General features: G+C 48.2%; 15 protein-coding genes. All 15 read right to left on the bottom strand.

Features of this window, described 5'->3' with window-relative positions; translation table 11 throughout:
• Positions 1-4 precede the first annotated feature (4 nt).
• The gene (locus C7475_RS07050; protein ID WP_110052593.1) at positions 5-4,012 is read right to left on the bottom strand and encodes a baseplate J/gp47 family protein; all 4,008 of its coding nucleotides are present in this window, start codon (positions 4,010-4,012) and stop codon (positions 5-7) included.
• Positions 4,012-4,470: a GPW/gp25 family protein gene (locus tag C7475_RS07055; RefSeq protein WP_110052594.1), complete on the bottom strand. Its 459-nt coding sequence runs from the start codon at positions 4,468-4,470 to the stop codon at positions 4,012-4,014. Before C7475_RS07055 ends, C7475_RS07050 begins: the two co-directional genes overlap by 1 nt.
• Positions 4,471-4,495: 25 nt before the next feature.
• Entirely contained in the window at positions 4,496-4,786 is a 291-nt protein-coding gene (locus tag C7475_RS07060) for a PAAR domain-containing protein (RefSeq protein WP_110052595.1), read from the bottom strand.
• Between the two features lie 19 nt (positions 4,787-4,805).
• Positions 4,806-6,593, bottom strand: a complete 1,788-nt coding sequence (gene vgrG, locus C7475_RS07065) for a type VI secretion system tip protein VgrG (protein WP_110052596.1) — start codon at positions 6,591-6,593, stop codon at positions 4,806-4,808.
• Between the two features lie 2 nt (positions 6,594-6,595).
• Positions 6,596-7,306, bottom strand: a complete 711-nt coding sequence (locus tag C7475_RS07070) for a hypothetical protein (RefSeq protein ID WP_199236178.1) — start codon at positions 7,304-7,306, stop codon at positions 6,596-6,598.
• Entirely contained in the window at positions 7,306-7,476 is a 171-nt protein-coding gene (locus tag C7475_RS33135; protein WP_199236179.1) for a DUF5908 family protein, read from the bottom strand. Before C7475_RS33135 ends, C7475_RS07070 begins: the two co-directional genes overlap by 1 nt.
• Before the next feature lie 24 nt (positions 7,477-7,500).
• Entirely contained in the window at positions 7,501-7,965 is a 465-nt protein-coding gene (locus C7475_RS07075) for a phage tail protein (protein WP_110052597.1), read from the bottom strand.
• 2 nt (positions 7,966-7,967) lie between these two features.
• Positions 7,968-8,411 carry a phage tail protein gene (locus tag C7475_RS07080; protein WP_012792853.1) on the bottom strand — a complete coding sequence of 148 codons (444 nt, stop codon included), beginning with the start codon at positions 8,409-8,411 and terminating at the stop codon, positions 7,968-7,970.
• A gap of 42 nt (positions 8,412-8,453) precedes the next feature.
• On the bottom strand, positions 8,454-9,302 hold the full coding sequence (locus C7475_RS07085) for a hypothetical protein (protein WP_110052598.1): 849 nt from the start codon (positions 9,300-9,302) through the stop codon (positions 8,454-8,456).
• 45 nt (positions 9,303-9,347) lie between these two features.
• Positions 9,348-10,301 (bottom strand): hypothetical protein, encoded by a 954-nt coding sequence (locus tag C7475_RS07090; protein WP_110052599.1) that lies wholly within the window; start codon positions 10,299-10,301, stop codon positions 9,348-9,350.
• A gap of 55 nt (positions 10,302-10,356) precedes the next feature.
• A complete protein-coding gene (locus tag C7475_RS07095) occupies positions 10,357-11,760 on the bottom strand; it encodes a phage tail sheath family protein (RefSeq protein ID WP_110052600.1) in 1,404 nt (467 codons plus the stop codon).
• 11 nt (positions 11,761-11,771) lie between these two features.
• A complete protein-coding gene (locus C7475_RS07100) occupies positions 11,772-12,995 on the bottom strand; it encodes a hypothetical protein (RefSeq protein WP_110052601.1) in 1,224 nt (407 codons plus the stop codon).
• 5 nt (positions 12,996-13,000) lie between these two features.
• The gene (locus C7475_RS07105; protein ID WP_110052602.1) at positions 13,001-13,612 is read right to left on the bottom strand and encodes a DUF4255 domain-containing protein; all 612 of its coding nucleotides are present in this window, start codon (positions 13,610-13,612) and stop codon (positions 13,001-13,003) included.
• A 490-nt stretch (positions 13,613-14,102) separates the two neighbouring features.
• Complete coding sequence (locus C7475_RS07110; protein WP_110052603.1) at positions 14,103-15,833, bottom strand: hypothetical protein; 1,731 nt, start codon at positions 15,831-15,833, stop codon at positions 14,103-14,105.
• A gap of 29 nt (positions 15,834-15,862) precedes the next feature.
• Positions 15,863-21,346 carry a hypothetical protein gene (locus C7475_RS07115; RefSeq protein ID WP_110052604.1) on the bottom strand — a complete coding sequence of 1,828 codons (5,484 nt, stop codon included), beginning with the start codon at positions 21,344-21,346 and terminating at the stop codon, positions 15,863-15,865.
• Between the last annotated feature and the right edge of the window lie 10 nt (positions 21,347-21,356).

Genomic DNA, 21,356 nt, shown 5'->3' on the forward strand with positions numbered 1-21,356 from the left:
TGATTTATTGGACCCTGAATACCGGTTGCTGACTCGCGCCCGTACAGGTATCTTTAGTGATGATTGTATAAGTTTGTTCGCCGCCGATCAGTACAGACCACGGAGTATCAGCTGTTACCGCTTTTACTGGTGGTCCTTCTACTCCGCCCGTGTTCACGAACATGGTGAAGTCGGTGACATAATCCACGTAATCACGGTTCTCAATAAACTGTAATACGGAGGACATCATCATGGTGCCGCCGAATACGATATCCTGCGAACCGCTGTTGATCCATGGCGACAGATATGCCTGTACTTCGCCGACCAGTTTCTTCTGGTAGAAATTGGCATCCTTTCCCGGCCGCAACCGGATGCTGCCTCTGAAGCTCACAGGCTGGTATACCGGATTAATGACCTGTACCTTTGCAAATACAGATGTGCGGGAACGCAGGTATTCGCTAACCCGCTCAAGAATGATACGGCTCACTTTAGGACTGAATCTTTCATCTGCAGGATAATCATCTATCCGCGGTATCACCGCCAGCGTTACCCATCCGGGAGATTGCAGCTGCGTAATGTTTCCCTGCGCGTCACGGCACATTTTACTGTGCGGGATACATTTGATCTTGAAGATCTCAGGGAATGCATCCAATATGATACGCTCGTAGTCGAAAACATTAATAGCTCTTCCTTTGTGGCGTAAACGCTCGCTGACGCGGATATAGAACTCGTCCGCCGTTTCTTCTTTCCTGCCTCCGAATGATGGATAAGGTTGAGAGATCTTTGTGATCATCGCATCCGGCACTACTAAACTGCTGATAGTCTGAGCTGGCAGTGCAGCTCCCACACGCGCGGGATCATTCTCCTGGTTGCGGAATACCGCCAGTGATGCCTGTGCTATAACAGCTACAGCTTCACATACCGCTGCCGAATACTGATGCGTTGTAATACGCAGCCAGTGGAAACCGGATGGCAATACAGTATGCCCCGTGTCAGCATCCCACGGCAATGCGATCGTTACAATACCCGATACCAGCATTTCCCGGGTAGTATCACTGATGATCTGTGTATTCTTCTCCAAAGGCTTCCATTCATTACCTGACATGTAATGCCATTGTATGTCGGCCCTGCGGATATCAGGATTAGCTGTAAATTCTGACAACTGGAACAGCAATGCCACATTAGTACCAGGTATGGCTTGTTCCAGCCCGATATAAAGTGTACCCTCGTCTTCATACACCGGCATGAAGTGAGCAGTAGCACCGGAAGACAAGGTCTTATAGTTACCTTCCTCATAAGGATACTTATGCAACAGGGTCACATCAGCACCTGTAGCGGTCGCATCATATTCCAGGGAGAATGCTTTAATAGTAGGAGTATATGGCGGCGCAGGGAATCCGATTATCTCACCCGGATTGTTACCTACAAACCAATTCATCCACCATGCCTCACTATACGTGCTTTCCGCACTTGTATCTGCGTCAACGACTGCTTTTCTCATCAGCTCGAACACCGTATCCGGATCGTCCTTTGTTATCGCATTCGCTTTTTTCTTCGCCTCCTCTGTCAGTCCCTGCGTATCATCCGCCTTACCTAACAAAGTACCTGCCCGTGACTGTATGTCGGTCAGCTTCAGGTTGCCCACCTTCATCATCTGGGAAGCAAGGATCCCCGGATATTCATCGTGTTTAAAACTATTAACAAGCCTTAACCGTAAGAAACCATACAATGCTGCATTGTTGTAAGGAAGCAATGGAGCCGTTTGTGTTACTAAGGGAATCTTATCTGTTTCCGGTATAGTAATATTGCTCTCCGGCGAAAGATCACTACCGTTCTGAGCGAACAGCTGTGTACCGGAACCGCCCCCGATGTCATCCCACTTTCCGTTATTCAGGCGCTGTAAGTTTGCCGTGAAATAGGTATTGGAGATGCCCGGGATATTATATGCCGCATAATGCGCTGTAAAATTCTTTGGTAGTCCTTCCCATTCCATTTTGAGTTTCAGAGAAGTCAATCGCTTCCTGAACACCTCATCACTCCCTATATAGAAGTTGCTGCCAGCCTTCGGTATGCTGGTGAAGGGAAGGAACTTATTGTTAGCATCCAGTGGTCCTTCGTCATTACCGATCAGCAGATTTTTAATATTGGTCACATGTACATTGACCGTTGTATTCTGAATAACAAGGTTGCTGAGCGTATCATACCAGGGCGTTGAGCTTTCTGCCAGGTAATAATGCAGGCTATGATTGAACAGGATGCGCAGTAAAGGATCTTCTACCGGGTATGTAGCCTTTATCACATCCGGCAGTGGCGCAGTCAGTGCCGGCGCATCTGCAGGAAGTTCAAAGTTTACCGTCAGCTTATTGCCATCTACCAGTGCCAGGGTCAATGTCTTCGCGGGTGCAGGATACCATCCGTCTGCGGTAGTACAATCCACCTGCAACAATCCTCTGCGTGCAATCTCTTTTGCTGCAGGCAATTGCTGTGCGCCAACGTTCGTGTACGTTGCAAAATCATTATCACCTGCGCCGTCTTCCAGCCACTTTTCTGTAACACCGGCAATCTTCATTTTATTTTTGATAGCCGTTACACTGCCCTTATCAATACCACCTTTCTCGAAGGCTTTCAGTACATCTTCATTCAGCAGATAAAAGGACTTGCCCAGCAAGGCCGCCAGCTGCGCCGCTTTGTCGGCCAATGGCGTCACTTCAATAATAACCGTTACATTGCGGGTACCTTCTTTCAGCAACAATACAGGGGAAGCAAGTAACAATCCTGTAGAAGCGAAAGGGAAATGGGTGGTACCTGCCTGCGGATTATTCTTGCTTACGTACTGCGCTGCTCCCAGCAGAGGCCAGCTGTTATAAGCAGGGTTACGGAATCCTTCACCCAGGCCATCAGCACTGGCAGCTACGGGAGCAACATATACATTCGCCTTATCATCTTTGAAAAGCGTACGCAGCTCGCTCACCTTTGCCTTGTTCAGTACAACATCTTCCTCCGTATAGAAACTAACTTCTTTGCCGGTAGCATCTTTGCCGGCTTTTACGGCAATATCTTTTTTCAGCAGGTAATCGGGTAACTGTTTGGCCAGTTCTGCTACCAGGTGTACATGATCGGGTGTGAGCGGTTTCTTTTTCAGCTGCAATACCTCTTCGTAGAAGAAGTTCAGGTGCTGGCGGCCGATGGTGTTCATCTGCGTCTTCACCTGTGAAAAGAGTTGCAGGAAGGCGTACAGCAGGCCTACATGGGGCTGATGTTTCTGCTGGCCATGCAGCACAGCGTCGAAATCCTTCACAGCAAAATCCTGTACCTGCAAAATGCCTTTATAGAAGATGACAAACAGTTCGTCCAGCTGCGTTAGTACTTTCTCACGCTTGCGGCGGGGATAACTGCCCAGTCTTACCAGGTAAGCATCTTTGGCGATCAGTTTATCCATCGTCAGGTTCCAGTCCGGATTCCCGCGCAGAACAGCAATATTGTTCACTGCTTCTTCCGGCAGCGGATTATCACTGTCCACCATCGTATTAGCGATAGCAATGAGGCGATACAACGCCTTGCTGAAATCTGACGATACGAGTGCACCCAGCATGCCGCTAAGTCCTGTAGTATCGTCCAGTTGGGAATGCCAGCTGTTTATCTGCATCACCATATCCAGGATGCGGAAGAACATAGACCAGAACTGGTCTGCCGGCAACTGTTGCGGCAATGCTGTCCGTGCCTTCTGATAAGCAGCGTCAAAACCGGCAGTATCAAATTGCTGGATGGCGGCATACTGGAAAGGAGGATTACTGCGGAAGAAGTCCTGCCAGTCGCCACGGGGCATCAGCGGGGAGTCTGCCTTGCGGAAAGGCTGGTCCCTGTCATCGTAATAAAGTACATACCTGGCATAGCGGTAGAGGAAGCCCAAAAGCTGCGCCGTACTGCGTTCGTCTATCTGCACACCTTCTGTTGACAGCGCTTCCATTTTGCGCTGCAACTGGCTTACACCATCGCGTACCAGGTTAATTGATATGTTATCTGAAGCATTCATTATCTTATTGCTATGGCTGCATTTATTCCTTCTGAACGGCCTTCCTGTACATAAAAGTCATATACATAGTTGTACCGGGAATTAGTTGCCCTGATGGTATAATCAATGTTAATGCGCAAGTATCCCTGTATGGCATCCCAGGAGTCTGACTGGGATACAGTGATCTTATCGGCCTTTATTCTTGCTTCATAGTAGAGAATGGCATTTGTTACCAGGTCTGTAATGAAACCGATCAGTGTATTGCTCATGGATTCAAACTGGTAATCTGCCAGGTTACATCCAAACTGGGGAAGCATTACGCGCTCTCCCAGACTGGTCGATAAAAGAATATGCAGGCTTTGCTCTATATCCTCCCGCCCTACGGCCATTACGGCGTAACAGTCTTTGTCGTTATTGTCTTTGCGGAAGGTGGGAGGAAAAGACCAGCCGCAGCCTAAAAAATCCTTTGCGTCGAGCATATACAAAACTTTTAAGCGTCAAAATTTATCCTCCTATCATCACTGTCGGCAATCCTAATACGATAGAGCCGCCATGGGCCGTCATATCGCCCATACGGGCAGCAGGCTTGCCTCCTATCATCACAGTAGCGGAACCTTTTACGATCACGTCCGGCGGACCGGTACACACCAGCATGTCGCCTACCGTAGCTGCAGGCATTCCGCCTATCAGCACTGTGGCTACCCCGGGGCCGGAAATAGGGCCGCCAACATGTGGCACTACGCCGGTTACCATGGGACAAACATGCATATCTGATATTCTTGCTGCCGGGGGCATTGTCTTTTGTTTTATTCCTTTAGTTAATCTTGACCATTCCACCCTGTAGTTCCAGCATGGCCGAAGAGGCTACTTTGGCTTTCGCCTGTCCGTTCAGCTCCAGCGTGGTACTTGCTTTACCGGCAATGGTCGTTCCTTCTATTTTGATATCAGTACCGGCTTTCAGCGAGAAAGCACCTGTAGCTTCCATCTTAATGTCTTTTGCGCTTTTAATGGTTATACCGGCTGATTCCATTTTGATCACGTTGCCATGCTGGTCCTGGATGGTGATAGCCTTGTCTTTTTCACTCAGCTCGATGAAATTGCCCGCAGGCGTTTCCATCTTCATCACCTTGTTCTCATCGTCAAACATGGTTTTCATTTTGCTGCGCGTTACCAGTCCTTTGATATGGTTTGTATCTGTGGCCTGCACCGGCGCCGGTTTATTGCTGCTGTGCAACATGCCCAGCACTACCGCAAAACGTGGATCATCATTAACAAAACCAACGATCACTTCATCGCCTATTTCAGGACGGAAGTAGTAGCCCCTTTCCTTTCCGGCATCCAGTGACGCCATTCGTGCCCAGGTGCCTTTATCGTTGTTGTCTGTCAGCGGCATCTTTACCAGGATGCGGTCCTCTCCGTCAGGGTCGCTTTCCAACTGTACCACCACACCTATCTGTAAACCCTGTACTGCAGGCATCATGCCCGCAGCAGGCGTTTCTATCAGTTCAGGTTTATGATGGAACCACTCGGGAGAGATCCCGAACTGCAATTGTGTAGACCAGATGCCGTCCGCATATTCATGACGTACGCCACTTACATACACTTCTCCGTTGAAGCGGCTGCCGAGCCCTTTCAGTTCAATGGTATCACCCGGTTTTGTATCGGGAGATCCTTTTATCTTGGCACGGCCGCGGATCTTCGACATCCTGCTTTTCAGCATCACCGACTCGGTCCATGCTTTCAGTTCCGGCTCGCTTACCAGACCGCTGTGACGCAGCTCCAGCTTTGCAGGCGATACCGCTTTGGCCAGGTTACTGCCTGTCAGGTTACCGGCTTCTTTGAAAGGAACACTTGTTGTAGCGTTCTCTTTTACTGCCTGGTCCTTGTAGCTCCACGAACTGGCGCTCACTTCCTGCCACTGTGTACGGGCGTCTATTTCCGCGTCGAGCTCCTCGATCGTTGCGCCGTACACCAGTACAATAGATGGCGCCTTCGTTGCAGGTTTCACCATATTCACCTTACCATCCTGCACCAGCAGGATACAACTGTTCATTTCAGCGCGGCTCAGTGCAAAGTCCCAGTCCGTGCAGTAGAACTGTACCAGTTCCTTATGCTGTACGGAGGTGGCCTCCAGCGTACCGGCCTTACTGCCCAGCACCTGTTTCAGTGCATCGCTGTCAGTAATGTCCCTGAAATACTTGTTCTTCCTGCCCAGTGTAAGTGATACGGCTTCGTCCCGGCAATCGAGATACAGACAGCCGTTACCGTTCTCAGTAGCTTTAATGCCATGCTTGACGATAATGCCTTTGAAAACGCTGACCTGTTTACCATCACGTCCTACCTGCAGTTCGATCTTATTCCCCGGAATGAAATCCGCCGCGTCGCTCACCGCAAATTTCTCCTGGGATATATCTCCGTCCAGGTACTGGATGCGCGCATATGGTATCTGGTTCGCTTCCTTCACGACACACACTGAGCGCAACTGATACGAAGGCTCACTCACCCTGTTACCGTTGATCAGCACCTCGATATTGGTGTAATCATAGATGTTCGGGGTAGGTATGATCCGTTCGTCTGTGCCTATGTTCTCCTCGTTCGCCATGTTCAGGAAGTTTTTTGGGTCTCAGTATTTTTTACCGGCGGGAAGGCCAGTTGATCGTCCGTACGTAATTTCCGTACGCTGACCAGTTCATTGTAATAAGCAACCTGCATGTACAGAGCAGGATCTCCGTAGCTTTTGTAACAGAGCTGTGGTAATGTATCGCCGTCAGCCACTCTTACACTACGGAAAAGGTCAGGTGAGTGCTTATCCTCTTTTGCGACCCGTTTTTTGGGCTCAACGTATTGAGTGAACGAAGCACTCACCTTTGCCCTTAAAGGCGCTCCATCGGGCTTAAAAAGCACATAGTTGATATCCAGGGTAGCAAGGATGCAGTCAAAGGTGAACAATCCCCACTGGATCTTCAGGATGGCAGGCTTATGGGCCTCGCCCTGCATCTTGTACACGACATTCAGCAGTTGGTCCACCTGGTCTTTTACTTCCGTGCCGTTCAGGATATTCCCCTCAATGGTACCGGTGTTGTCCAGCGTGAAATCCAGTTTGAGCTGTTCAGGCGCGGTGAACTTGTATTCCGGAGCGCTTCCCTGGTTACCGCCGGTCGATTTATCTTTAGCCTCTACCTTGTAGGACTGCGCATAACTCTCCGGGTTAATGGGGATGGTAAAATCGGCGCCGGCTGATTTATCCTGTTTGGGATTGAGGAAGGGCCGGATGACGATCTTCTCTACATTCGCCGTTTCTTTTTTCGTTGCCATCAGCGTTCTCTTTGATCTTTCAGGATTTCCAGCACTTTTTCCACGCAGGTGCGTACGATCGCATCAGGAGATCCCTCCTGCTGTCCATTGCTGCCGCCTGTGTTACCTTTCTTACCGGCAGCTTCATCGACAGCTACCTTGATGACCATTTCTCTTATCTCTACTGGCATGGGGCCTGTTTTTTAGGTTGCTAACTATTCCACGTTGAAATAGTTATAATTGAGTTCAAAGGTTTCAATGACCACTTCGCCTTTATCCGCATTGAAGTCTGCCACCTTCCAGCTCTTCGGCCACACGCGGTGTACTTTCCACACCATCAGCGGCTCGTGCTGTTCATTCAGCAGGGTAACGTTGAGATCAATGGGCGCAAAGCTGAAGTTCCTGAACGCATCCAGGCACCACTGCGATACGGTAGAGTCTTTCGGTTTGAAGATGCCGCGGCGCAGTACGAGGTCCGTACATTTATTGCGCATTGGGATGACATGCTCAAAGCGGTTCTCTCCTCCCTCCCGCAACGTGTCTGTCTGCATTTGAAAGTTGAGCCCTGATACTGACTGGAAAAAGATGTCGTTGCCCGATGGCGGTGTCTCACCCTTTGGGTCGAACAGGAACTCTACTTTAAAATGAAACCCTACAGGAGGATAATTAGCGGCTGCCATTATTATTTATTTTCGATCACCAGGCCTTCATGCACCAGTTCCACGCTTTCTACGGCGATCTCGTTGGCGTCAGCTTTCAGGTCTGCAGACTGTACCTTGATAGGCCATGCATTTTTTACTTTCCATACGATGATGGGCTTGTGCATTTCGTCCAGCAGGCTGATAGTGATATTTCTGCGGTATTTACCATTCTGCTCCTGGAAGAACACGGTTTCTTCCCACCAGTCGAAGTATTCGTTGTCTGACTGGAATGTTCCGCGTTTCAACGTGATGTTGCTGTATTTTTTCAGACCCGGTTGTTTGGTCTTATGGTATTCAGGACTAGCGCCATGGCGGTATTCGATGGCTTCTGTTTCAACAGTGAGACCGGTTACTTCTGTGAAACCGATGTTTTTACCACCCCATTCTACCTGGAAGTGAAACTTGGGTAATGGATAATTTGCCATTGTAATTATTTTGTGCTGTTATGATTAATGTTGAAATCTTGTTTATCTCTTTGCAGCAGCAGGCGCCGGTGCAGTTTCACATGCCTTTGCTGCCAGAGCCGCCGCCAGCGATTTGTCCAGCGCATTCTTACGGGCCTGTGCAAATTCACGTTTGCAGGAAACCACTTCTACATCTTTCTGCAGATCTTTCAGTTCCTCTACAGTGTCTTCGTACTGGCGTTTCGTTTTAGTATAGAAATCGCAAGACTCGTCGTCCATAGGGAATAATGGAGTTTTCTGCGGATGACAGGAAGCACACTCTTCGAGGTCAGGCTTTTTGCCATCGGTCATTAACTTATAAGAACCTACTACCTGGTACAGCAAACCTTTTTCACCGGCCAGCAGTCCCCACAGGTCTTCTTCTTCATGATAAGTGGTCAGTAGTGCCTTGATAGCATCTTTGATAGCTGCCACAGCATCATCTGTCGCCGTTTTCAGACCTGTCAGATTAGCAATGATAGAATTCGGGCCTTTAGCAGGGATCTTGTTATCGATACGATCGGTCAGTACTTTGATCTGTCCTTTCAGTACTTCAGAACAATCCAGCAGTTTCTTTGCTTCGCAGATCAGGATCTTGATGGCATCGATACACAGCCGTGCATTCTTACCGGATTTTTCATTGTACTTGCGGGTCCTTTCCAGGGTACCCAGATAGATCATACCGAGACGGTTTGTTTCGGTAATAGTAGCCAGCAGATCTTTCAGCACATCAGACCAGCGTTTCTTTTTCTCAAGAGCGCTCCTCTTGTATGCCTCCTGGGCAACGGCGTTTGCCAGCTCCTGGTCCGCTGCTACAACGTCTTTTCTCAGACGGTCCAGGTATTGTTGTACGGAATCTTTATTGAAAGCCATGATAATTAAATTGTGTACGGTGTTTTAATAAGGTGAAACGGGCTGTTACAGTGCTTCGCTTTCATGCGATTCATTCGGATTTCCGCAGTTGCCACTGCCGTATGCACTTTCTGCCTCTTCTGAAATTTCTTCCAGTTTCTGACAGCCACCGCCGTTACAGTTATTATCGTCTACGAAATCCTTGGTCGAAGCAACAGCTTCCTTCAGTACCCAGGCTTTGTTCTTGGATGTACTGGCTCTGCTGAGACCTTTCAGTGCTTCGCCCAATGGTCCGCGGGATTCATCATACTTCCTTTGGGATTGCGTAACATTGGCCGCTACGTCCGCGATCAGCCTGCCGCCGTCAGCTTTCGAAGTAGCGATCAGCGCCGACAGGTTGTCTATATTGACGAAAGCGTTGATCCCGGCTACCTTCACAGCTGCCTGCGCTACGTCGTCCACCTGGTTCACGATCTTTTCAGCGTAGGCTGCAAACTCCTGTACGCTGTCTTCGATGTTCTTTTTACCAGGACCACCTTTTGAAAGATTTTCGCGGATCAGTTTTAACTCCTCCGAGTTGCATGAATCTGCAACCGCGTCTTTCAGTTTACCGGCCCATGTATTCACCAGGCCTACTTTCTGCTTGGCAGTCTTGATAGCCAGTATTGCAGCATCGAAAGAAGTTTTAACAGAAGTATATTTTGCCTGCGCAGCGGCTACTGTTTCGGTAAGACCGTCCAGGTCCTGTCCTGTATATACAGTTACACAGTTGCTGAGAAAATTATATTCCCTTACAGACCTGGCCAGCTTTTCGTTGACCTTGCGCTCAACGCATACCACCTGGCTGGCAGTATTGGTCAGGATCACTTCCGCTTCAAGATTAGCGGAACGCCCCTGCAGTTCTTCTTTCAGGGTAACTCCGTATTCCTTCATCAGCAGGTCGAACTGGGATGGGGATGGCGGTACACATTGTACTCCCGGCTGTGGTTGTTGTTCACCCGGATGTTTAAAGTCGCTCATATGTGGTGTATTTTCTGGGGTTTAGAGTTGTTACAAATGGGGCACTTCAATCAGATCAGGACTCCTGCATTTTGTGGCTGAACTTCAGGATGATGAATTCAGCTGGACGTACTACCGCCAGGCCTATCTCAACGATCATCTTTCCTTCCAGGATATCAAATGCAGTCATGGTTTCATTGATGCCGATCTTCACATAGAACGCATGTTCAGGTTTAGCACCGGCCAGTGCACCAGAGCGCCATTGATTGATGAGGAAGTTCTCGATCATCGCTTTTACTTTCACCCAGGTATTAGCGTCGTTCGGTTCGAACACGAAACCTTCAGACGCTTTCTTGGTAGATTCTTCCACCATGTTGAAATAGCGGCGTACAGATACATAGCGCCATTCATTAGAGTTGCCGTCCAGTGTACGTGCGCCCCATACTTTGATCCCTCTGCCAGGGAAGAAACGGATCACGTTCACAGATTTACCTGCATTTACGTCCACGTTCAGGTTACGCTGGATCTGATCGCTCACCTCACAGGTTACGCCTGATACAGCCAGCAGTCCTTCGTTGGCCGGAGCCTTCCACACACCGCGTGAATTGTCAACACGTGCATAAACACCTGCTACAGATGCTGACGGCGGTAGTATGATGGAGTAGTTGGCGATAGCCAGCCTTACGTTCGACTTGTCGAGGTTATTCAGGTCGGCGTATTTATCCGATTCTCTACCTACGATAGTTACCGTTTCAGGATCGTACGCATAGTCGAATGTAGAACGGATGTTAGGGAAGTATACTGCTCCGTAGCTCAGACGGTTCTGATCAGAGGAGATAGCACTTCTGAATGCGTTTGCCGCATCGAGGATTTCACCTTCCGTTTTCAGTTCAACACCACTGTCAAACAGGTCCATGATCACAAAACGGTCCTTGAGCTCAAAACACTGTTCCAGTGCTGCCTCCAGCAGGGTTTTATACATATCCGGCGGCATGTTCTGGCCTTCAGGGAAAACGATGAGTGTAGGCTCATCCTGCTTTTTGAGCTCTGTCAATGCATCAATGAAATCATCCTGTCCTTCCAGTGGCGTACCCAGGTCCTGGTATCCGCCTACAGAAATGATGTAGCATGGACCACCACCGTTTGCGTAGAACTGTTGTAGCGCATAATACATAATGTGCTTTGATAATCCCTTGCCTGGTTCTTCATTCACGCTTACGTTGTAGCGTATGCCTGATGTGTCACTTTCAGTGATGGTAACCACCAGGTTCTGTTCCTTCTGCGGACCACCAAAGATATTTTCATACTCCAGCAGTGAGCTGATACGTACGGGCGTACCGGTCACTGATTTTCCGTCTGCAATCGCTGTGTCTGTGAAGCCGATGAATGCCGGAATAGCTGTTTCCACCGCTGTGATAGATGGGGGGAACTTGGAGATCTCTTCAATATACACGCCTGGTGTATAGTATGTGTTTGCCATAATCGATCAATTTATAATTTCATTTTAGGAAGTAAGATTTCGGAACATATCAGGTCTCCCTGCCGGCTGATCATCTCGCCGTCGGGATTTGGAAGATTCACTGTTGCATAGCTCACTTTGCGGTAAGCCTGCATCAGCGGGTAAGGCTGTTTACTGATGATCACCTTTTTAATGCCCGGCGGAGCAGGAAGCACCTCTTCCCAGTTAACGTCTGCACCCGGCGGGTCTCCTTTCTGCAGATAGTATTTCCAGTAAGTAGCCCTGCTGGCGAAGCGCAATTCGAAAACAGGTGCGGATGGCATCGTGAGCAAACCATCTGCATCCATTAGTTGAAATGCAACATCGGCCGGATGCATTACCAGATCGAGCACACCCCATGCATCTTTCTGATAAAGCGTTGAATGCAGGTATACCGTGTAACTCCTGTCATAGTTATTACTGCCGGTGATCTTCAATGTATAGATCCCGTCCGGTGTACCCGTAAAATCGAGGGCTGCCTCCTGCAAACCATCTGCATGCTGAAAAGGCAATGTCTTAATTTCGTCCGCTCCTTTGAGTAACACGAAGTTTGCTTGTGTTATTCCCTGCTGGTCGAACGTATAGGAAAATTTCTGTGGTAACAGGATACGATCATATTCGTTAATGAAATGAAAGTCGTCCGTTGTTACCCAGCCGGTAGCGGCACTATCTGTACGGGCGATTGCCTGTGATACATTGCCGTTTACTATGGCCATCTCTCCCATCTCATATAACCGTCCGTCCGTGAACTCCTTTACGGCGGTGGAAAGTGAGGGAAAGGATTTACCGGTGGTAATATCATCGTTCGTGAAATAGTAACATGCGGGAAATACTGGATTAATACGCAGGTTACTACGGGATAACAATGCCGCGTTCTTCAGACGGATCACAAATTGTAACCGCAGCTGACCGCTGGCTGGCACCGCTGTTGTTAATGCGCCATTAAGGCCCGGTGCAGAAGCAATACCCAATACCAGTCCGGTGGACGTTTGACGATACACGATCCGCTGCCCTCTCAGCAATTTTTCCGTTGCGGGCGTCGGTGCGATCGTCACATTATCCATCAGGCTGTACCGGTTATCCATAAGGAGATCGGCCAATCTAAATTCCTGGTCTTCCTGGGACAGGCTATAGTAGTTGCTTCCCTCTTTGTCGAGGTAGAAGCTGTGCAACATATTCACCACTGCCAGGCGCCTGTATGTAATCTGAAAAGCCATTATTATTATTTGGGGAAAGTAATACTGTCTTTTGATTGGATCTGTTCCACAATAGTACCCAGTCCTGTGATCCTGTTTTCCGTGATCTTTACCAGTCTTACTTTATATAATACACTGGGCATCTGTTTACCGCCTAAAGCGCCCCATAGATGATTCAATTGCTCGAACGAAAGGGAAAACAGTTCTAAGTGTAGTTGCAGATCGTCGGGTGCCTGACCGCTGTTGATCAGGGCTTCGTTTGGAGAGTTCTTCAGTGTAAAACTTGTCTTACCCTGAAAGAACTGGATAGCCTGGGATAGCCGTGACAACGCATCCTCATAGTTCTTGTAATGCGCGGACACAAGCATATAGAGGTTCAGGTATACAGGAGGATTGTGATAAGCAATGCCTTGCGCATTCCTGTAAAAATGCGAGCTATTCTTCAGGGTCGCTTCTTCCTCAATGTTAACCATGCTCAGGATGATCCGTTCTTCTGCGCCCGGAGGCCTGTCTGGTGTTTCCAGGGTAGCTACATTATCCAATACAACGTGGCCTTCAGGGTCATTTCCCATAGGATTAAAGGATTGTATATAACTATCCAACTGGTCTTTTAATAATTTAAAAGCAGTGAAAATCATGGTTATGATTTTAGTTATCAAGGGATGGAATGGTCAGCCCGTTGACTATTGCCAGCGGCTGTAACTTGATAATGATATATGTTATCTGATTTTTCGAATACGGCTGATGGGGAAAACCTAAAACGGCTTCCACGTGCAGTACTTACAGCATTCTGCTTACGGATTTTTCGGGGGTGTATTCGCCATAATGCATATGTTGCGGAGACTGCAGCACATCAAGAGTTTAATGAGTTCTTCTTTTCTGTTATGATTTTTCTTTTGGGGTAAATTGATTTTGTCTTTTAACTAAAAAATGGAGTTCTTCAAACGCTTAACACACGATTACCATAGAGACTGTAAAACTAGGTAATAATTCCCAAATAAAAAACTTTTGAAGGCCTGTAAGTATAAATTGCGTACTTGTACGCAAACGTGTTTTACACACGATAAATTAACGTTTTTATCATTGAAACTATTGCATTCCTCCGTGTAGTTTAACACAACATTACACTTATGGTATATCCTCTATCTGATCAAATTTAAGATTGCTCCATCCTTCTCCTTTACCTGCCTGTTTATATCTTCCTGTCCACAGGAATGTCTTACCATTTAACCACCTTGTACGCTGGAAGGAACGGCTTACGATCACTCCTGCACGTGGTATTTCTTCTTCGTTAATGAAATACGGAGCGGGCTGTTCTTTGAGTAATACACCGTATGCTGGTTGTGCTCCTGGCATACGTCCTCTCTGAAAACGGATCTCTGTATCACTGTTGTTGACATGTACCGGTATAAACGGTGTCCAGTTACCAGGCACCGTAGTACCTAATACATATCTGATCTCCGCATTACCCACAGGAATAAAAGGAGGCGCAGGTATATCTGTCATTGCCATTTCATTTCCTCTTACACCTTTTCCTGTATGCGACGGTACGATGTTCTCTACAGCCCATACCATATTCGCCATTTCATCACGCAGGAAATTCACTTCTTCCAATGGCGGGCATTCCAGCGCTTTGGTAATAGCAGGCGTAAGGTAAAAGAAGTTGGTGCTGTTTGCCGTTGCTACCTTTGATGAATGATGGAACATCGCCCATCGATGCCAGTTGCTTTCTGCTCCCTTACCTGCAGGCCGTACCAGGATCTCCTGTCCGAATACATCTGTTATTACAATTCCTTTTATTTCACACAGCGTATTGATGGCAAGCGGGTAAGGCAACATGAACCAATCGTTGGAATAGATCAATCCGAATTCCGCCAGCATCAGATGCAACAAACCCGTAGCAGATGTATCTATCTTTCCAAAATCGGTCTGGTTCTCTTCCATCATCCAAAACCGTGGATGCGGCATACCTTTGAATGCAATAGGTGCAGGCAGGAAAGAAACAAAGTTCTCTACAGGCCCTGCCTGTTCGCCATCCTGTCCGGGCAGCGGCACCTGTTTCCGCGGGTCCATATCAAATGAGTACCAATCGAGATGTCCCTCGTAATATTGGTCTGCTGCCAACGTCGCCTGCTGGTTCTGTGGAGACGATATACTGAACTGATATTCCAGTTGAGATGGCAACCAGGCGGTATCGCTGGCGTTTGCCGGCTGACTGTAATTCCGTTCGTGCCATGCTGTAAAAAGAGACCCTATTGTTTTGAATGTAGCCGCATCTGCAGGAAATGCAGTATCCACCCATATCTCATAAGCTGTGGGCGCTACTCCTTTCATATCGAGGTACAAAGCATACCCGTCAAACATTTTATTCTTAACAGCACTATACAATGTCACAGCATCTTTGTCATGCGGGTCTATTGTATAGTTGAGCGGATATCTTGTAATAAAGTCCGGCAGTGTTCCTTCCAGCGTTTGCTTCTTCATCAGCTTCAGAAAATATCTTCCCAGCTGCACGGAAACAGACAGGTCAGGACGGAGATACTCCCTCTCCACATGCGTTTCCAGTGGCATATCCTGCTTCAGGGGAAATGGATCTCCTATGGGAAAGCTAACCCTGTCCATCCCTGTATGTACACCCAGGATCTGCGCCGTTACAGGAGAAGCAGCATCTTCGCCTTCAAACTCTCCGAATTGCCATTGACGGGTCAGCATCCATAAAGGATCTCGTATTTCTGCCTTCAGGCTTCTGTCGAAGTTAGCAGTACGCGGAGAAGTTTCCAGCCTGTTATAGGCCGTAATGGAAGGTATCCTGTACTTAATCTGTAATAAGTCGGTATATGATCGGGCTACTTCAGGCATATAGCATTTTTTGAAATGGTAAACCTATTTTAAAGTGATGCGACAGACGTTATTGGTAACGCATTTGCCAGCATAATTAAATTCAACCTGTAGTCCAGGGACACGTTCAGGTCGTATTGGGTAAAATCAGCCACAATAGCAGGCCGTAATACACTAACGGCGGTATTGTTCACCTCATCCAGTAAACGCGGCTCTACGGCCCTTAATTTGGCCCTTTGCAGAGTATCGTTCAGTATGCCGGTCAGGTCCTCCCATGTCCAGTGACCTTTCACCTCCGGAGTAACAGCCAGCAGAAGCGCCTGTGGAGGCGTTGCATTAGGCTGGTTATAGTTGAACGTAATACCGGTCGTTTCTTCTTTCGTTGGAATGGTTTCGGTCCAGTCGTCTATAAGCAGACCAGATTGCCGGGAAGCTGGCGTAAATGCGTCTCCATGTACTACGATCGATAATGTATCATGAAGAATGTTAAAAGGCTCATTGGTAACCGGATCTGTTTCCGGGAACTCTACCGCCAGCCAGGAATCCTTTGCCCTGTAAGGCAACTGAACTGCGTCCACTTTCAGATCATCTCCCGCATGGTCCAGTTCATACAATGAACGTACCTGGTCCCAGCGGAGCAGGCGTGGACGTACATGCGCTGCCTGTTGCATCCATTCTTCGACTATATAGTCCGTTTGCAGTTTAGTGGTTGCATATTCCAGCAACTGCGTGTTATCATTGTGGGACAGGAGAATATCCGCCTCATTGTTATAGCTGAACAGCGGCAGGATATTGAATGCTTCCTGCAGTATTAATTTACCAGCCCTCCTGTATTCTTTTACTTTCTCTTCGATCACTGTCAGAGCAGCGGCGGCAGTGATGACGTCTCCTGAAGCTTTATAAGCACCCGCCATTCTTCTCACAATACCCCTCGCCTGTTCCAGCAGTGCAGCCTTTGTTTCCGTAGTCAGCACAGTTGCCAGTTTAGGGAATGCATCAGGGATGCCGAACTGTGAGGCTATTACAAGGGCGTCCTGGAGCTTTCCTGCCTCCAGGTTGCCAAATGTGAACACGATATCATCAAAGGTCAGTTTAGCCTTATCAAGGGCTTTAAAAGCGGTTTCCAGGGTATTATATACCGTTACCAGGTTACTATTGTCCGGATCAGGGATCTCCGCCTGAATAGAAAGGGCATTTATAAGTCCTGCATTGCCCTGAAAGGCACCTCGGGCTACCTGCACCCTTGCCAGCAGTTCAACGTCGTCCAGCGACTTAGGATTCAGTTTATCCGCCATGCTTTTCTTCGAACTCGAGTCAAAGTCGATCGCATCCACATAACGGGAGTCTGTAATAACTGCACGCAGGTTACCTAACAATGGCAGCAGACCGGCCAGCGTTTGTGTGCCCGCTACGTCGTCAGGTTGCGTGAAAGCGATGCTGATAGCTGTGCTGTCGTCCAGCCCCTTCGCTCTCCTGTAATGCCAGGCAATACGGCTTTCCAGTTCGGATACGGAAGTCTTGTCCGCCGATCCCGTATTCAATTCACCTCCCGTAATGTAGATCAGATCAACAGGCTGAATGCCCAGTTTATCCAGCGTCCATGTTTCTGTTCCCTGTGGCACATTCTGTGCGTCAAGAGAAGACACCGTATATACGATCTTTGCAGGATCTCCTATTACCTTTCCTAACCATTTATTCAGGCCCGCTTCCATATTTGCCCTTACCGTCATATCAACAGCAGGCCATGGATTATTAACAGGATCAGCTGCATCCACGCTACCGAACTGGATCATGACCCTGTTAGTGAACGTGAACTGACTGCCCCGGGGTGTTTCAATCACATCCAGTTCTGCTGGGATAACCGCATCTTTCACCGCGTTCAGCAGTGCTCCGCAACGATCAAAATTACCCTGTACCAGCTGGTACACACTTTCTGCCGACAAGAGGTCTTTTACTGCATCAAGCGTATCCGCCAGTTTATCTTTCTCTTTTATGATGGCGTCCCTTTCTGCTGCAGATGCTGATAAAACTGCACCCGTTGCACCGAAAGGAAACACGCCTGTCTTTTCAGCCAGCGTCACACCGTTCACCACATTATTGGCTGGAATGCTTTCCTGCGCCGTTCCTGTTCCTACCTGCTGCACCACATGCTGCAACAAAGGGAACGCCGCGCGGTAATCATAAATATATAGGTTCAGTTTTTTCAGATCGTCATCAGCAGACCCACGATCGTGCAGCCCTCTCTCAAACTGGTAACCAAGCAGTGCTTCCAGTGTCTGCCCGTTACGCATACCATCCAGTATGAACATCGCTCTGCGTACTCTTTCGGAAGATAGATTTACAGCCATCACATCCGGATTGGCAGGTGTGGCATGGCTCATATATGCACTGCGTAACACGGCTGCTGCTGAAGCATGATTCAGGGATGGCGCATGCACAAAGCCGCCATTGTCCGTATATTCATATAAAGGCCGGTTGTTGGCAGGCTTCAATTTTTCCGGCACAGGGTCAGTGACAACTTTACGTTTGCCTGACGGACGTACGTGCTCTACCCATCCATACGATCCGACGTAAATACCCTTCTCACGTTCTGCGGTCTGCAATCTCCGTTGTTGCGATAAACGTACATTGAACATGCCCGTTTGCCAGGCGTCCAGCCTGTAATTACATGTATCAAGATGTTCTATGAAACAACGTTCAAGCCTGGCAGTAGGAACACAGGCCAGCGATTCAATAGATCTCTTCATCGCAGTCAGGAATGCCGCTTCGTCTTCATCCCTGCCTATATCAAGTAAATACGCGCCGATCGTACTGTTCCTGTGTGGATGATCAGGCGCCGCTTTCGATACAGGTGCCCGCATCATTTCCCATTTACTCAGATCTCCGCCGGGACGGATATTAAGGAAATTGGCAGGACGCGCCTCTAACGGGAAATTATTCCGCCTGAACCACAACCTCGATGCACTATGCAGTTGCAATGACAAACTCCTGCGCAACTGCATATACAACAGCGCTGCAGGTATAGATTTGCCAGCACCGAAATCCTGTTTTTCCAGCGTGTCCAGATCTTTGATCTCCGCCAGCCAGTGCATGTAATTCTTCTTGGCGCCTTCGTTATAATAAGTGATATGGTCCTTTTCGGACAATGGCACATTATCAATAAGGTTAGCGGCATCCAGCGTAGTATGATAATGCTGATATATTAACCGCAATAGCTGCGGTACTTTCAGCTCACCATTTTCATCAACAGTATAACCTAATAGCTGCAGGAACCCCAGTGCATCCGTTTTGGACGTCATGTTCTGTTGCAGGTCCTTGTAATATTTACCTCCGTATTTGAAACTATCCAGGTTCCTCAGATAGTCTGTAGAGTACCCGATACGCTGGAAAATGGAAGCACTGTTAGGCTGCAGGCCAATGATATCCATCAATACTTCCGACGGATCACTACCTGGTTTACCTACATACGACAGCTTATTGAGCTGCCCTTTCCATATTTCAGAATAAGCCTTCAGTACTGCATATAATCCATTCAGGAACCTGTTATCAGGCATGGCTATACCCGGTACAGGCTGTGTGCTGTTCCACTTCCATGCTTCAAAATTGCTGGTCAGCAGTACGCCATATGGCTGATCGCCCACGCGGATAGCCGGCAAAGGTCCTCTGCCGGTTACCTGGTGCACAAAGAAACTGCGAAGCTTATCCTGCTGCGCTTCACTCAACACAGGGCGTAACATCGTATCAAAGTAGTACCCCAATGTTGATGGGAAGAGCGCGGTATTCATCGCTACCGCTTCCGCCAGGTCTTTCCCATTGCTATTCGCAATGTTCTGCAAAGCGGTATACTCAATACCCAATGCATTAGCCAGGTTCTTCCCGTCGCAATTATCCACTTCGGTGAATAATGGCGCCTTTGCTTCCACTACATAACTTGTATTGCTGAAATCGTCGTTCTTCGTATAACCGGAACCATTATCATCTGTATTGTTAGTAGCGCTGCCCTGCGGTATAAGACTGAATCCTTTCGGGGAATAATGATGGTTATTGATCAGCTCTTCCACCATCTTCTGCGCGGCCCATTCACTGGAGGAAAGGTTCACTCCCAGCACTAATATCTTATCAAAACCATTACTTGCCTGTGCTGGCGTCAACTGGATCTTGAAGCCCATCCCGTTCAATATGGCCTTATCAAAGTCAGACACCCAGTCATAGCTTTCGCCATGCAACAGTTTATCTTCTTTCGTAACAAAACCGGCGTCTGCATCCATCGGGTCCGGCCCTACAAATAACTCGTCCGGTATCAGGTTACCCACTACTTCTTTTGTCATTGCATTGCCTTCATACAGGCTTACTACAAACCTGTCGGGCAGCACATTCACTCTTGGCGCCCGGCTCCACGAATCGGGCTTGGTCAACTCCGGAGCAGGGAAGCTCAGCCCGTCAGTACTTTCTATGCCAGACAGGTCATCGCTCCAGTTAGTTGGTTTCGTTTGCAACGCCACCCATGCAGCACGCTGCGGACTGAACGTCCTCGCCAGCACATTCCACGCAGCCTTCTTCATGGTCTCTTTTTCTGCACCTCCGTTTTTCTCCGCCTCGAACAAAGCCTTCCAGTAGATGATGCCATCCTGCAATTCTTTCTCGGTCAGTAATTTTTCATGTGTATGTATGGCAATATCATCCGGATATATCCTTAACCACAACTCAGAAAGACTAGCCGAAGTAATGAACCGTGTCTCTATCCTTACGGGCATGAACAGGAATGGAATATTGTCGTTCAGCTGTTCCACTCCGCGACGCGGGTGCGGATCAACATATATTCCTGCGATGGCGCCCGACAATGCAATGTCATCTTTCAGCTGCTGTTGTTTTGCCTGTACAAATGCTGCCTGCTGTTCCTTCAGGGTTTGCAGTACTTCATCTGTATTAGTACCGTCATTTTGCTGTAGCAACCCTGCCAGGTCAGCTTCAAGGCTTACCAGTTTATTCTGCAGTTCTTTCTTTGAAGAAAGCAACTGTTGCTGCTGCGCCATTGCCTGCTCTTGCTGAGCCTTCAGCTGCGCCAGTTCATTTTGTGCGGCTGAAAGGTTCTGGTCCAGTTCAGGTAACAATTTCTCCAGCTGCGCTATCTCCTGCAGAAGCGCGGCTATAACTTTTTTATCCGGCGTTTCACTGGATTCTTCCTCTTGCAACCGTTGCTCATCTTCCTGTATACGCGCGGCTGTCACTGTCTTCTTCTTTTGCAGGAAATCAATGTACTGTTCCTTCTCTTTTATCCTCGCGGCATAACTGCCTATTACATTCAGCGCCTCATTGATAGTCCTTATATCGGCCTGCAGTTTTTCAATCTGTGCCCGCAGTGCAGCTATCTGCTGTACGTTGGGCGGCAGGGAAGTTTCTTTTTTACTTACCCGTCCCAGCAAGGTATTAGTAGCATGCAGGTTGAGCTGCGCCCTGTATAACTGATCGGAACTTTTTTCACGCTGCAAACGCAGTACCTCGATCTGTTCCTGTTGCTCTTTTAATGTGGGCATAATGCTTTAT

The sequence above is a fragment of the Chitinophaga sp. S165 genome, from assembly GCF_003182155.1.
Classification (GTDB): domain Bacteria; phylum Bacteroidota; class Bacteroidia; order Chitinophagales; family Chitinophagaceae; genus Chitinophaga.